The following is a 13858-nucleotide window of genomic DNA, read 5'->3' as shown; positions in this document are numbered from 1 at the left end:
TGCGGCGCAGATCATCGTCTACACCGGCGAGATCATGATCCTGTGACTGTTCGTCCTCATGCTGGTCGGCCGGGAGAAGTGGGACTCGGTGGTCGAGATCCTGTTCCTGTTCGTCCTCATGCTGGTCGGCCGGGAGACGTCGGACTCGGTGGTCGAGACGTCAGACATCGTCGGTCTCCTCAGGCGTGGTCGAGCTGGAGCGCCGTCCGGTGCCGACGACGGTCCCGGCGCCGACGGACTCGCGGCCGCGCAGCCGGGGCGACGGCGGTACGACCAGGTCCATCGGGGGCACCGGGAACCCGCCGGCGGCCCGGTCGCGGCCACGGGCGTCCAGCACCTGCGGCTCGGCCGGTGCCGGTCCGCCGGCGGCGGCCTCGCGGGCCGCGACCCGGGTGTCGCGGTTGCGCATCCGGGAGGCCAGCAGCAGCCCGCCCAGCAGCACCAGCGCGATCGGCACCCCGACGAAGACCGCCATCTCGCCGGCGTCCACGTCGGTCTCCCGGGCGACGGCGCGCAGCGTCGCGACGACGAGGATCCAGACCAGGCCGACCGGGACGAGCACCTTCCAGCCGAAGCTCATGAACTGGTCGTAACGGAGCCGGGGCAGCGTGCCGCGCAGCCAGACGAAGACGAACAGCGCGACGACGACCTTGGCGAAGAACCACAGCAGCGGCCACCAGCCGGTGTTGGCGCCGTCCCAGATCGAGATCGGCCAGGGCGCCCGCCAGCCGCCGAGGAAGAGCGTGGCGGCCAGCGCGGAGACGGTGACGATGTTGATGTACTCGGCCAGGAAGAACAGGGCGAACTTCAGCGACGAGTACTCCGTGTGGAAGCCGCCGACCAGCTCGCTCTCGGCCTCGGGGAGGTCGAAGGGTGCCCGGTTGGTCTCGCCCACCACGGCGATGACGTAGATGACGAAGGAGACCGGCAGCAGGACGGCGAACCAGCTGGGCCCGGTGAACTCCAGGCCGAAGAGGGACAGCTCGGTGCCGTCGGCCTGGGCGGCGACGATCTCCGAGGTCGACATCGAACCGGCGTAGAGGAACACCGCGACGATCGACAGGCCCATCGCGATCTCATAGCTGATCATCTGGGCGGCGCTGCGCAGCGAGCCGAGCAGCGGGTAGGTCGACCCGGAGGCCCAGCCGCCGAGCACGATGCCGTAGACGCCCATCGCCGAGCAGGCCAGCACGATGAGCACCCCGATCGGGGAGTCGATGAGCTGCAACGGCGTGCGCTCGCCGAAGATGCTGACCGTCGGGCCGAGCGGGATGACCGAGAACGCCAGGAAGGCCGGGATGGTGGCGATGACCGGCGCCAGGAAGTACACCGGCTTGTCGGCCAGCGCCGGCATGATGTCCTCCTTGAACGCCAGCTTCAGGCCGTCGGCGAGGCTCTGCAGGTAGCCGCGCGGCCCGACCCGGTTGGGGCCGATCCGCTGCTGCATCCGGGCGACGACCTTGCGCTCGAAGACGATGGCGAACAGCGTCATCATCACCAGCACCCCGAAGATGCCGACGATCTTGATGAGCACGATCCACCAGACGTCGGACCCGAAGTCCTCCAGCGTCGGCTGGTCGGCGGCGGCGAAGACGGTCACTCCTGGGCTCCCCGCAGGCTGGAGACGGAGGTCGAGCCGGCCGGGGTGGGCGGCGGGCCCGCCAGCCGGACGACGGAACCGGGGCCGGCGCCGAGCTGGGCGCGGACCTCGCTGCCCGGCGAGCGCATCGGCAGCCAGACCACCCCGTCGGGCATCTCGACCAGCTGCACCGGCAGCGTGACCGCCCCGGCCGGGCCGGTGACGGTGAGCGGGTCGCCGTCGGCCAGGCCGAGGCGGCGGGCGGCGTCCTTGCCCAGCCGGGCGGCCGGGGGCCGGGCGGTGCCGGCCAGCGCCGGCTCCTCCCGCTGCAGCGTCCCGACGTCGAGCAGCTGCCGCCAGGAGGCGAGCACCGCCTCGTCCTCGGCCAGCTCCGGCAGCGGCGCCGGGGTGACCTCGACCCCGGTCCCGGCGGGGGCCTGTGCGGCGCCGCCGAGGGCGGTCAGCTGGGCGCGGACCTCGGTCACCGACCCGACCCGCAGGTCGACGCCCAGGTGCTCGGCCAGGCCCTGCAGCACCCGGCCGTCGGTGAGCTGGCCGGTGCCGTGCAGGGTCGCGTCGAACGGGCGGACCCGTCCCTCCCAGTCCAGGTAGCTGCCGGCCTTCTCCGGGGCGGCGGCGACCGGCAGGACGACGTCGGCGTGCGCGGTGACCGCGGTCGGGAACAGCTCCAGGCTGACCACGAACCCGGCCGCCCGCAGCGCCTGCTCGGCCAGCACCGGGTCGGGCAGGTCGGCGGGGTCGACGCCCCCGACGAGCAGCCCGGCCAGGGCGCCGTCCCGGGCGGCGGTGAGGATGCCGGTGAGGTCCCGTCCCGGGGTCGCCGGCACGTCGGCTCCCCAGCGCTGTGCGACGGCGGCCCGGTCGGCGGCGCTGGCGACGGTGCGGCCGCCCGGGAGCAGGGTCGGCAGCGCGCCCACCTCGACGGCGCCCCGCTCCCCCGCCCGGCGCGGCACCCAGCCGATCCGGGCGCCGGTCTCGGCGGCGAGGGCGCTGACCGCGGAGAAGCCGCCCGGCACCTCGGCCAGCCGCTCGCCGGCCAGGATGACCGCGCCCGGGTGGAACAGCGCGACGGCCGCCTCGGCGAGGACGCCGTCCACCGGGTTGGCGGCGAGCGCCTGCAGCAGCTGGGCCTCCTGGCCCGGGACGGTCGGCAGCACGGTGGCCTGCAGCTTCTCCGCGGCCCGGGTGCTGAAGGGGGCGACGTCGAACACCTGCAGGCCCGCCGTCCGGACCGCCCGGCGCAGCCGCAGGAAGACGATCGGCGACTCCTCCTCCGGCTCGAAGCCGACCAGCAGCCCCGTCGGAGCGGCGCTCAGGTCGTCGTAGCTGACCGCGCCGGCTCCGGGCGCGGTGCCGGCGACGTGCGTGGTCAGGAAGTCCAGCTCCTCGGCGGAGTGCGCGCGAGCCCGGGCGTCGACGTCGTTGGTGCCCAGCGCCACCCGGGCGAAGGCGGCCCAGGCATAGGCGTCCTCGACGGTCAGCCGGCCACCGGGCAGCGCCCCGACCCCACCGGCCGCGCGCGCGGCGCGGAGGCCCTCGGCGGCCGCAGCCCACGCCTCCGGCCAGGAGGCCGGCTGCAGCTCGCCGTCCCGGCGGACCAGCGGCGTCATCAGACGCTCGTTGCTGCTGGCGTAGCGGAAGGCGTAGCGGCCCTTGTCGCAGTTCCACTCCTGGTTGACCGCCGGGTCCTCCCCGGCCAGCCGCCGGGTCACCGTGCCGCGCCGGTAGTCGGTGCGCTGGGCGCAGCCGCTGGCGCAGTGCTCGCAGACGCTGGGCTCGCTGCGCAGGTCGAACGGGCGGGCGCGGAACCGGTAGGTGGCGCTCGTCAGCGCGCCGACCGGGCAGATCTGGGTGGTGTTGCCGGAGAAGTAGGACTCGAACGGCTCGTCCTCGTAGATCGCCACCTGCTCCAGCGCGCCGCGCTCGAACAGCTCGATGAACGGGTCGCCGGCCACCTGCTGGCTGAACCGGGTGCAGCGGGCGCAGAGCACGCAGCGCTCGGGGTCCAGGAGGACCTGGGAGCGGAGCGGGAGCGGCTTGGGATAGGTGCGCTTGGTGGCGACGAACCGGGACTCGGCCCGCCCGTTGGTCATCGCCTGGTTCTGCAGCGGGCACTCCCCGCCCTTGTCGCAGACCGGGCAGTCCAGCGGGTGGTTGACCAGCAGGAGCTCCATCGTGCCCTGCTGCGCCTTGTCCGCGACAGGGCTGGTCAGCTGGGTCTGCACCACCATGTCCGGGGCCACCGGGGTGGTGCAGGAGGCGACCGGCTTGCGCTGTCCCTCCACCTCCACCAGGCACTGCCGGCAGGCGCCGAGCGGGTCCAGCAGCGGGTGGTCGCAGAACCGCGGGATCTGCACGCCGATCTGCTCGGCGGCCCGGATGATCAGCGTGCCCTTCGGCACGGCGACCGGGAAGCCGTCGATGGTGCAGTGCACGGCGTCGGGTGGGGTGTGCGGGCCGGGCGCGCCCGGCGGCAGCGCCGGCGCGGGCTCGGGGGTGGCCGGGGTGAGGGTCATCAGGCTGCTCCAACCGGCTCGAGCCGCAGCGAACGACCGAGGCGGGCCTGCTCCTCGGCCGGCAGCAGCGCGACGTAGTCGTCCTTGAAGTACTTCAACGAGCTGGCGATGCAGCTGGTCGCGCCGTCACCGAGGGCGCAGAAGGAGCGGCCCAGGATGTTGTCGCAGGTGTCGGTGAGCAGGTCGAGGTCGGCGGCCCGGCCCTGCCCGTGCACCAGCCGCTCCAGGATCTGGACCAGCCAGTAGGTGCCCTCCCGGCACGGGGTGCACTTGCCGCAGCTCTCGTGCGCGTAGAACTCGGTGAACCGGAGGGTGGCCTCGACGATCGAGTCGGTCTCGTCGAAGACCATCAGCGCAGTGGTGCCGAGCATCGAGCCGGCCGCGGCGACCGAGTCGAAGTCCAGCGGCACGTCGAGGTGCTCGGCGGTGAAGTAGGGCGTCGAGGAGCCCCCCGGCGTCCAGAACTTGAGCTCGTGACCGGGCCGGACGCCGCCGGCCATCGCCAGCAGCTCGCGCATCGTCGTCCCCATCGGGGCCTCGTACTGGCCGGGCCGGACCACCCGGCCGGACAGCGAGTAGATCTTCGGGCCGGGCGACTTCTCCGGGCCCATGCTCTTGAACCACTCGGCGCCGCCGCGGACCACGTACGGCACGCTGGCCAGCGTCTCCACGTTGTTGATCACCGTCGGGGAGCCGTAGAGGCCGGCGACGGCGGGGAACGGCGGCTTGAGCCGGGGCTGCCCGCGGTAGCCCTCCAGGGAGTCCAGCAGCGCGGTCTCCTCGCCGCAGATGTAGGCCCCGGCGCCGGCGTGCACCACCAGTTCGAGGTCGTAGCCCGTGCCCAGCACGTCGCTGCCGAGGTAGCCGGCGGCGTAGGCCTCCTGCACGGCGGCCATCAGCCGGCGGTGGGCGTGCACCGCCTCACCGCGGACGTAGATGACGGCGAAGTGCGAGCGGATCGCGTAGGCGGTGATGATCACGCCCTCCACCAGGGAGTGCGGGTCGGCCATCATCAGCGGGAGGTCCTTGCAGGTGCCCGGCTCGCCCTCGTCGGCGTTGACCACCAGGTACTTGGGCGCCGCGGCCGGGCCGGTGGGCTCCTCCCCCGGCTTGGGCTGGGGGATGAAGGACCACTTCATCCCGGTCGGGAAGCCGGCGCCGCCGCGACCGCGCAGGCCGGAGTCCTTGACCAGTGCGACGACGTCGGCCGGCGCCATCTCCAGGGCCGAGCGGAGCGCGCGGTAGCCGTCGAGGCGCTCGTAGGTCTCCAACGTCCAGGAGCGGGGCGCGTCGAAGCGAGCGGTGAGGACGGGGGTCAGGGGCATCTCAGGTCTCCCGCTCGATCGAGCTGTTCTGCCCGGCGCCCGAGCTGGTGGGCGGGGTGTCGGTGCCCTCGCGGCCGCGCTCGGCCGGCTGGCGGCCGGCGGGCTCGGGGGTGTCCGGGTGGTGCTGTGCCGCCCCGGCCCGCTCGGCGGGCGTGTCCGCGGAGGCGACGGCGGTGTCGGCGGCCTGCTCGGACGCCGTCTCGCCCGGCCCGCCTGCGGGCTCGACGTCCGGCTCGGGGGCGGCCTCCGGCTCGGGGCCCTGCAGCGACGGTGCGGTCTCGCCGCGCTCGGCGGCCAGCCGCACCCCGGCCAGCGTCGGCTCACCGGTCGACGGGGCGTCGATCGCGGCCCGCTCGGCGGCCAGGTCGGCGTGCTGGGAGAAGCCGGCCAGCTGCCGGGAGACGCCGCGGAAGTCGGTCAGCGGCGCCCCGCGGGTGGGCGGCGGCTTCTCCCCCATCCGCAGCGCGGTGACCAGCGCCCGGGCCGACTCGACGTCCTGCTGGTCGTAGAACTCGTAGTCGACGGTGACCACCGTCGCGTAGTCGCAGGCCGCCAGGCACTCGGCGTGCTCCATCCTCCCCGAGCCGTCCGCGGCCGTCTGGTCCTCGCCCACGCCGCGGTCGGCGTTGCTCGCGTCGTAGATCCTCTCCCCGCCCAGGCCGGCTCATAGCGTGTTAGTGCAGACGCTGCCCATGTGCTCACCGGTCGGGTGCCGCTTGTACATCGTGGAGCACGTCGCGACCGCGCCCACCTCGGCCTTGGTCAGCCCGAGCAGCCGGGCGCAGAACCTCACGCCCTCGGGCGAGACGTATCCCTGCACCGACTGCACCAGGTGCAGCATCGGCAGCAGCGCCGACCGCGGCTGCGGGTAGCGGGCCATCAGCTCGCGGGCCTCGGCCTCGGTCTGCTCGGTCAGCGGCGGCAGGTCCGGGGCGGCCGGCTCGACCGGGCTGGCGTCCAGCCCGGTGACCGCCGTCCCCTCGTAGGAGCCGGGCAGTGCGCTCATCGATCCACTCCCCCCATCACGGGGTCGATCGAGGCGATCGCGGCGATGACGTCGGCGATCATGCCGCCCTCGCTCATCGCCGCGGTGGCCTGCAGGTTGACGAAGCTGGGGTCGCGGACGTGCACCCGGAACGGGCGGGTCCCGCCGTCGCTGACCACGTGGTAGCCGAGCTCGCCGCGGGGGGACTCGATGGCCGTGTAGACCTGGCCGGCCGGCACCCGGAAGCCCTCGGTGACCAGCTTGAAGTGGTGGATCAGGGCCTCCATCGACTGGCCCATGATGTGCCGGACGTGATCCAGGGACTGGCCCATGCCGTCGGCGCCCAGGGAGAGCTGCGCCGGCCAGGCGATCTTCAAGTCCTCGACCTCACCGGCTGCGTGGCCCTCGGCGTCACCGGCCCGGTCCTCCGCGCGGCCGGGCTGCCCTGGGACATGCGCAAGGTCGAGCCGTACCTGGGCTACGAGACCTACGACTTCGAGGTGCCGACGGCGGACACCTGCGACGCGTGGGGCCGCTACCTGGTGCGGATGGGTGAGATCACCGAGTCGATCAAGATCATCGGCCAGGCGCTGGACCGGCTCGAGCCCGGACCGGTGATGGTCGAGGACAAGAAGATCGCCTGGCCGGCGCAGCTCTCCCTGGGCGCCGACGGCATGGGCCAGTCCCTGGATCACGTCCGGCACATCATGGGCCAGTCGATGGAGGCCCTGATCCACCACTTCAAGCTGGTCACCGAGGGCTTCCGGGTGCCGGCCGGCCAGGTCTACACGGCCATCGAGTCCCCCCGCGGCGAGCTCGGCTACCACGTGGTCAGCGACGGCGGGACCCGCCCGTTCCGGGTGCACGTCCGCGACCCCAGCTTCGTCAACCTGCAGGCCACCGCGGCGATGAGCGAGGGCGGCATGATCGCCGACGTCATCGCCGCGATCGCCTCGATCGACCCCGTGATGGGGGGAGTGGATCGATGAGCGCACTGCCCGGCTCCTACGAGGGGACGGCGGTCACCGGGCTGGACGCCAGCCCGGTCGAGCCGGCCGCCCCGGACCTGCCGCCGCTGACCGAGCAGACCGAGGCCGAGGCCCGCGAGCTGATGGCCCGCTACCCGCAGCCGCGGTCGGCGCTGCTGCCGATGCTGCACCTGGTGCAGTCGGTGCAGGGATACGTCTCGCCCGAGGGCGTGAGGTTCTGCGCCCGGCTGCTCGGGCTGACCAAGGCCGAGGTGGGCGCGGTCGCGACGTTCTACACGATGTACAAGCGGCACCCGACCGGTGAGCACCTGGTCAGCGTCTGCACCAACACGCTCTGCGCCGTCCTCGGCGGGCAGCGGATCTACGACGCGATCTCCGCCGACCTCGGCGTGGGCCACGACCAGACCGCCGCCGACGGCTCGGTCACCCTGGAGCACGCCGAGTGCCTGGCCGCCTGCGACTACGCGCCGGTGGTCACCGTCGACTACGAGTTCTACGACCAGCAGGACGTCGAGTCGGCCCGGGCGCTGGTCACCGCGCTGCGGATGGGGGAGAAGCCGCCGCCCACCCGCGGGGCGCCGCTGACCGACTTCCGCGGCGTCTCCCGGCAGCTGGCCGGCTTCTCCCAGCACGCCGACCTGGCCGCCGAGCGGGCCGCGATCGACGCCCCGTCGACCGGTGAGCCGACGCTGGCCGGGGTGCGGCTGGCCGCCGAGCGCGGCGAGACCGCACCGTCGCTGCAGGGCCCCGAGCCGGAGGCCGCCCCCGAGCCGGACGTCGAGCCCGCAGGCGGGCCGGGCGAGACGGCGTCCGAGCAGGCCGCCGACACCGCCGTCGCCTCCGCGGACACGCCCGCCGAGCGGGCCGGGGCGGCACAGCACCACCCGGACACCCCCGAGCCCGCCGGCCGCCAGCCGGCCGAGCGCGGCCGCGAGGGCACCGACACCCCGCCCACCAGCTCGGGCGCCGGGCAGAACAGCTCGATCGAGCGGGAGACCTGAGATGCCCCTGACCCCCGTCCTCACCGCTCGCTTCGACGCGCCCCGCTCCTGGACGTTGGAGACCTACGAGCGCCTCGACGGCTACCGCGCGCTCCGCTCGGCCCTGGAGATGGCGCCGGCCGACGTCGTCGCACTGGTCAAGGACTCCGGCCTGCGCGGTCGCGGCGGCGCCGGCTTCCCGACCGGGATGAAGTGGTCCTTCATCCCCCAGCCCAAGCCGGGGGAGGAGCCCACCGGCCCGGCCGCGGCGCCCAAGTACCTGGTGGTCAACGCCGACGAGGGCGAGCCGGGCACCTGCAAGGACCTCCCGCTGATGATGGCCGACCCGCACTCCCTGGTGGAGGGCGTGATCATCACCGCCTACGCGATCCGCTCGCACTTCGCCGTCATCTACGTCCGCGGTGAGGCGGTGCACGCCCACCGCCGGCTGATGGCCGCCGTGCAGGAGGCCTACGCCGCCGGCTACCTCGGCAGCGACGTGCTGGGCACGGGCTACGACCTCGAACTGGTGGTGCACGCCGGCGCCGGGGCCTACATCTGCGGCGAGGAGACCGCGCTGCTGGACTCCCTGGAGGGCTACCGCGGGCAGCCCCGGCTCAAGCCGCCGTTCCCCGCCGTCGCCGGCCTCTACGGCTCCCCGACGGTGATCAACAACGTGGAGACGCTGGCCAGCGTGCCGTACGTGGTCCGCGGCGGCGCCGAGTGGTTCAAGAGCATGGGCCCGGAGAAGTCGCCCGGCCCGAAGATCTACTCGCTGTCCGGCCGGGTGGTCCGGCCCGGCCAGTACGAGGCCCCGATGGGGACGACGATGCGCGAGCTGCTGGCGATGGCCGGCGGCGTCCGGCCCGGTCACGAGCTCAAGTTCTGGACGCCGGGGGGCTCCTCGACGCCCTACTTCACCGCCGAGCACCTCGACGTGCCGCTGGACTTCGACTCGGTCGCCGCGGCCGGCTCGATGCTCGGCACCACTGCGCTGATGGTCTTCGACGAGACCGACTCGATCGTCGAGGCCACCCTCCGGTTCACCGAGTTCTACGCGCACGAGAGCTGCGGCAAGTGCACCCCGTGCCGGGAGGGCACCTACTGGCTGGTCCAGATCCTGGAGCGGCTGGTGCACGGGCAGGGCCGGGCCGCCGACCTCGACCTGCTCACCGACACCTGCGACAACATCCTGGGCCGCTCCTTCTGCGCCCTCGGTGACGGCGCGACCAGCTGCATCGCCAGCTCGTTGAAGTACTTCAAGGACGACTACGTCGCGCTGCTGCCGGCCGAGGAGCAGGCCCGCCTCGGTCGTTCGCTGCGGCTCGAGCCGGTTGGAGCAGCCTGATGACCCTCACCCCGGCCACCCCCGAGCCCGCGCCGGCGCTGCCGCCGGGCGCGCCCGGCCCGCACACCCCACCCGACGCCGTGCACTGCACCATCGACGGCTTCCCGGTCGCCGTGCCGAAGGGCACGCTGATCATCCGGGCCGCCGAGCAGATCGGCGTGCAGATCCCGCGGTTCTGCGACCACCCGCTGCTGGACCCGCTCGGCGCCTGCCGGCAGTGCCTGGTGGAGGTGGAGGGACAGCGCAAGCCGGTCGCCTCCTGCACCACCCCGGTGGCCCCGGACATGGTGGTGCAGACCCAGCTGACCAGCCCTGTCGCGGACAAGGCGCAGCAGGGCACGATGGAGCTCCTGCTGGTCAACCACCCGCTGGACTGCCCGGTCTGCGACAAGGGCGGGGAGTGCCCGCTGCAGAACCAGGCGATGACCAACGGGCGGGCCGAGTCCCGGTTCGTCGAGACCAAGCGCACCTATCCCAAGCCGCTGCCGATCAGCTCCCAGGTCCTGCTGGACCGCGAGCGCTGCGTGCTCTGCGCCCGCTGCACCCGGTTCAGCCAGCAGGTGGCCGGCGACCCGTTCATCGAGCTGTTCGAGCGCGGCGCGCTGGAGCAGGTGGCGATCTACGAGGACGAGCCGTTCGAGTCCTACTTCTCCGGCAACACCACCCAGATCTGCCCGGTCGGCGCGCTGACGAGCGCCACCTACCGGTTCCGCGCCCGCCCGTTCGACCTGCGCAGCGAGCCCAGCGTCTGCGAGCACTGCGCCAGCGGCTGCGCCCAGCGCACCGACTACCGGCGCGGCACGGTGACCCGGCGGCTGGCCGGGGAGGACCCGGCGGTCAACCAGGAGTGGAACTGCGACAAGGGCCGCTACGCCTTCCGCTACGCCAGCAGCAACGAGCGTCTGATGACGCCGCTGGTCCGCCGGGACGGCGAGCTGCAGCCGGCCTCCTGGCCGGAGGCGTGGGCTGCGGCCGCCGAGGGCCTCCGCGCCGCGCGCGCGGCCGGTGGGGTCGGGGCGCTGCCCGGTGGCCGGCTGACCGTCGAGGACGCCTATGCCTGGGCCGCCTTCGCCCGGGTGGCGCTGGGCACCAACGACGTCGACGCCCGGGCTCGCGCGCACTCCGCCGAGGAGCTGGACTTCCTGACCACGCACGTCGCCGGCACCGCGCCCGGAGCCGGCGCGGTCAGCTACGACGACCTGAGCGCCGCTCCGACGGTGCTGCTGGTCGGCTTCGAGCCGGAGGAGGAGTCGCCGATCGTCTTCCTGCGGCTGCGCCGGGCGGTCCGGACGGCGGGCCTGCAGGTGTTCGACGTCGCCCCCTTCAGCACCCGGGCCGCGGAGAAGCTGCAGGCCACCGTGCTGCCGACCGTCCCGGGCCAGGAGGCCCAGCTGCTGCAGGCGCTCGCCGCCAACCCGGTGGACGGCGTCCTCGCCGAGGCGGCCGTCGCGCTGTTCCACCCGGGCGCGGTCATCCTGGCCGGCGAGCGGCTGGCCGAGGTGCCGGGCGGCTTCTCCGCGGTCAGCGCCCTCGCCGCCGAGACCGGCGCCCGGATCGGCTGGGTGCCGCGCCGGGCGGGGGAGCGGGGCGCCGTCGAGGTGGGCGCGCTGCCGACCCTGCTCCCGGGCGGCCGCACCGTCGCCAGCGCCGCCGACCGGGCCGCCGTCGCACAGCGCTGGGGAGCCGACGTGCCGGCGACCCCGGGACGGGACCTCACCGGCATCCTCACCGCCGCCCGGGACGGCGCCCTGGCCGGGCTGCTCGTCGGGGGCGTCGACCCCGCCGACCTGCCCGACCCGGTGCTGGCCGAGCAGGCGCTGCGGGCGGCCGGGTTCGTGGTCAGCCTGGAGCTGTTCCCGACCGCGGTCACCGCGCACGCCGACGTCGTCCTGCCGGTCGCCGCCGCCCCGGAGAAGGCCGGCAGCTACCTGGACTGGGAGGGACGGGTCCGCCCGTTCGACGCGACCCTGCACGGCACCGGCCAGCTCACCGACGGCCGGGTGCTGCAGGGCCTGGCCGAGCACCTGGGCGTCGACCTGCGGGTCGGGTCGGTGACCGAGGTCCGCGCCCAGCTGACCGCCCTCGGCGGCGCCGCACAGGCCCCCGCCGGGACCGGGGTCGAGGTCACCCCGGCGCCGCTGCCGGAGCTGGCCGAGGACGAGGCGGTGCTCGCCTCCTGGCGGCAGCTGCTCGACGTCGGGACGCTGCAGCGGGAGGAGCCGGCGCTGGCCGGCACCGCCCGGCCCCCGGCCGCCCGGCTGGGCAAGGACGCCGCCCGCCGCCTCGGCCTGGCCGACGGCGACCCGCTCACCGTCACCGGCCCGGCCGGGGCGGTCACGCTGCCGGTGCAGCTGGTCGAGATGCCCGACGGGGTGGTCTGGCTGCCGATGCGCTCGCCGGGCAGCGAGGTCCGCGCCCAGCTCGGCGCCGGCCCCGGTTCCGTCGTCCGGCTGGCGGGCCCGCCGCCCACCCCGGCCGGCTCGACCTCCGTCTCCAGCCTGCGGGGAGCCCAGGAGTGACCGTCTTCGCCGCCGCCGACCAGCCGACGCTGGAGGACTTCGGGTCCGACGTCTGGTGGATCGTGCTCATCAAGATCGTCGGCATCTTCGGGGTGCTGGTGATGATGACGCTGTTCGCCATCGTCTTCGAGCGCAAGGTCGTCGCCCGGATGCAGCAGCGGATCGGCCCCAACCGGGTCGGGCCGCGCGGCTACCTGCAGAGCCTCGCCGACGGCCTGAAGCTGGCGTTCAAGGAGGACATCATGCCGGCGCTGGCCGACAAGCCGGTGTACTTCCTGGCGCCGGTCATCGCCACCATCCCGGCCTTCCTGGCGTTCTCGGTCATCCCGCTCGGCCCGACGGTCAGCATCTTCGGCGAGCGCACGCCGTTGCAGCTCATCGACTCCCCGATCGGGGTGCTCATCGTGCTGGCCTGCTCGGCGATGGGCGTCTACGGCATCGTGCTCGGCGGCTGGGCCTCCGGGTCGACCTACCCGCTGCTCGGCTCGCTGCGCAGCGCCGCCCAGATGATCAGCTATGAGATCGCGATGGGCCTGTCGATCGTCGCGGTGTTCCTCTACGCCGGTTCGATGTCGACCTCGGAGATCGTCGCCGCCCAGGCCGACGGCACCGAGCTGTCCCTCTTCGGCCTGGAGTTCACCGGGCCCAGCTGGTTCGCCGTCCTGCTGCCGGTCTCCTTCGTCATCTACGTCATCGCCGTGGTGGGCGAGACCAACCGGGCACCCTTCGACCTCCCCGAGGCCGAGAGCGAGCTGGTCGGCGGCTTCCACACGGAGTACTCGTCGCTGAAGTTCGCCCTGTTCTTCCTGGCCGAGTACATCAACATCGTCACCGTCTCCGCGCTGGCCGCCACGCTCTTCCTCGGCGGCTGGCGGGCGCCCTGGCCGATCTCGATCTGGGACGGCGCCAACACCGGCTGGTGGCCGCTGCTGTGGTTCTTCGCCAAGGTCGTCGTCGCGCTGTTCGTCTTCGTCTGGCTGCGCGGCACGCTGCCCCGGCTCCGTTACGACCAGTTCATGAGCTTCGGCTGGAAGGTGCTCGTCCCGGTCGGCCTGGTCTGGATCCTCGTCGTCGCGACGCTGCGCGCCGTCGCCCGGGAGACCGACGTGGACGCCGGCGAGATGGCGGTCTTCGTCGGGGTGCCGATCGCGCTGGTGCTGCTGGGCGGGCTGCTGCTGGCCTCCCGGATGCGCAACCGCGACACCCGGGTCGCGGCCCGCGAGGCCGCCGCCGGCGGACCGGCACCGGCCGAGCCGCAGGTGCTGGACGCCCGTGGCCGCGACCGGGCCGCCGGCGGGTTCCCGGTGCCCCCGATGGACCTGGTCGTACCGCCGTCGCCCCGGCTGCGCGGCCGCGAGTCCGTCGGCGCCGGGACCGTCGTCGGCACCGGACGGCGCTCCAGCTCGACCACGCCTGAGGAGACCGACGATGTCTGAGCCCACCAGCCCGGCGAAGCCGATGCCCAGGACGATCGCCGCCACCCGCTGCCCACGCAGCGTCTCGACCACCGAGTCCCACGTCTCCCGGCCCACCAGCAGGCCGACCAGCATGCGCAGGACCAGGAACAGAATCATGAACACGCCCGTGTAAACGATA

9 protein-coding genes and 1 pseudogene are annotated in these 13858 nt (G+C 73.8%); 5 read left to right on the top strand and 5 right to left on the bottom strand.

Going from position 1 to position 13858, the window contains the following annotated elements; genetic code table 11:
• Positions 1 to 160: 160 nt before the first annotated feature.
• The 5 genes and pseudogenes from nuoH (G5C62_RS21165) to G5C62_RS21145 form a co-directional block, all read right to left on the bottom strand.
• The gene (gene nuoH / locus G5C62_RS21165; protein WP_164702563.1) at positions 161 to 1600 is read right to left on the bottom strand and encodes an NADH-quinone oxidoreductase subunit NuoH; all 1440 of its coding nucleotides are present in this window, start codon (positions 1598 to 1600) and stop codon (positions 161 to 163) included.
• Positions 1597 to 4116, bottom strand: a complete 2520-nt coding sequence (locus G5C62_RS21160; RefSeq protein WP_164702567.1) for an NADH-quinone oxidoreductase subunit G — start codon at positions 4114 to 4116, stop codon at positions 1597 to 1599. Before G5C62_RS21160 ends, nuoH (G5C62_RS21165) begins: the two co-directional genes overlap by 4 nt.
• Positions 4116 to 5441: an NADH-quinone oxidoreductase subunit NuoF gene (gene nuoF, locus G5C62_RS21155; protein ID WP_164702565.1), complete on the bottom strand. Its 1326-nt coding sequence runs from the start codon at positions 5439 to 5441 to the stop codon at positions 4116 to 4118. Before nuoF (G5C62_RS21155) ends, G5C62_RS21160 begins: the two co-directional genes overlap by 1 nt.
• Position 5442: 1 nt before the next feature.
• Positions 5443 to 6321, bottom strand: a pseudogene (locus G5C62_RS21150) (NAD(P)H-dependent oxidoreductase subunit E).
• Between the two features lie 122 nt (positions 6322 to 6443).
• On the bottom strand, positions 6444 to 6803 hold the full coding sequence (locus tag G5C62_RS21145; RefSeq protein WP_241176046.1) for a hypothetical protein: 360 nt from the start codon (positions 6801 to 6803) through the stop codon (positions 6444 to 6446).
• Between the two features lie 21 nt (positions 6804 to 6824).
• Between G5C62_RS21145 and G5C62_RS21140 the strand changes: the two genes are divergently transcribed.
• Genes G5C62_RS21140 through nuoH (G5C62_RS21120) form a run of 5 tightly spaced genes read left to right on the top strand, consistent with a single transcriptional unit; the run spans position 6825 to position 13698 of the window.
• Positions 6825 to 7415, top strand: a complete 591-nt coding sequence (locus G5C62_RS21140) for a hypothetical protein (protein WP_241176045.1) — start codon at positions 6825 to 6827, stop codon at positions 7413 to 7415.
• Positions 7412 to 8416: an NADH-quinone oxidoreductase subunit NuoE gene (gene nuoE / locus G5C62_RS21135; protein WP_164702566.1), complete on the top strand. Its 1005-nt coding sequence runs from the start codon at positions 7412 to 7414 to the stop codon at positions 8414 to 8416. The genes G5C62_RS21140 and nuoE overlap by 4 nt, the downstream gene beginning before the upstream one ends.
• A 1-nt stretch (position 8417) precedes the next feature.
• On the top strand, positions 8418 to 9743 hold the full coding sequence (nuoF, locus tag G5C62_RS21130) for an NADH-quinone oxidoreductase subunit NuoF (RefSeq protein WP_164702565.1): 1326 nt from the start codon (positions 8418 to 8420) through the stop codon (positions 9741 to 9743).
• Entirely contained in the window at positions 9743 to 12262 is a 2520-nt protein-coding gene (locus tag G5C62_RS21125; RefSeq protein WP_164702564.1) for an NADH-quinone oxidoreductase subunit G, read from the top strand. The genes nuoF (G5C62_RS21130) and G5C62_RS21125 overlap by 1 nt, the downstream gene beginning before the upstream one ends.
• Positions 12259 to 13698 carry an NADH-quinone oxidoreductase subunit NuoH gene (gene nuoH / locus G5C62_RS21120; protein WP_164702563.1) on the top strand — a complete coding sequence of 480 codons (1440 nt, stop codon included), beginning with the start codon at positions 12259 to 12261 and terminating at the stop codon, positions 13696 to 13698. The genes G5C62_RS21125 and nuoH (G5C62_RS21120) overlap by 4 nt, the downstream gene beginning before the upstream one ends.
• Positions 13699 to 13858: the final 160 nt, after the last annotated feature.

The sequence above is a fragment of the Modestobacter sp. KNN46-3 genome (assembly GCF_011039295.1).
This window is presented reverse-complemented; position numbering and strand designations above follow the sequence as displayed.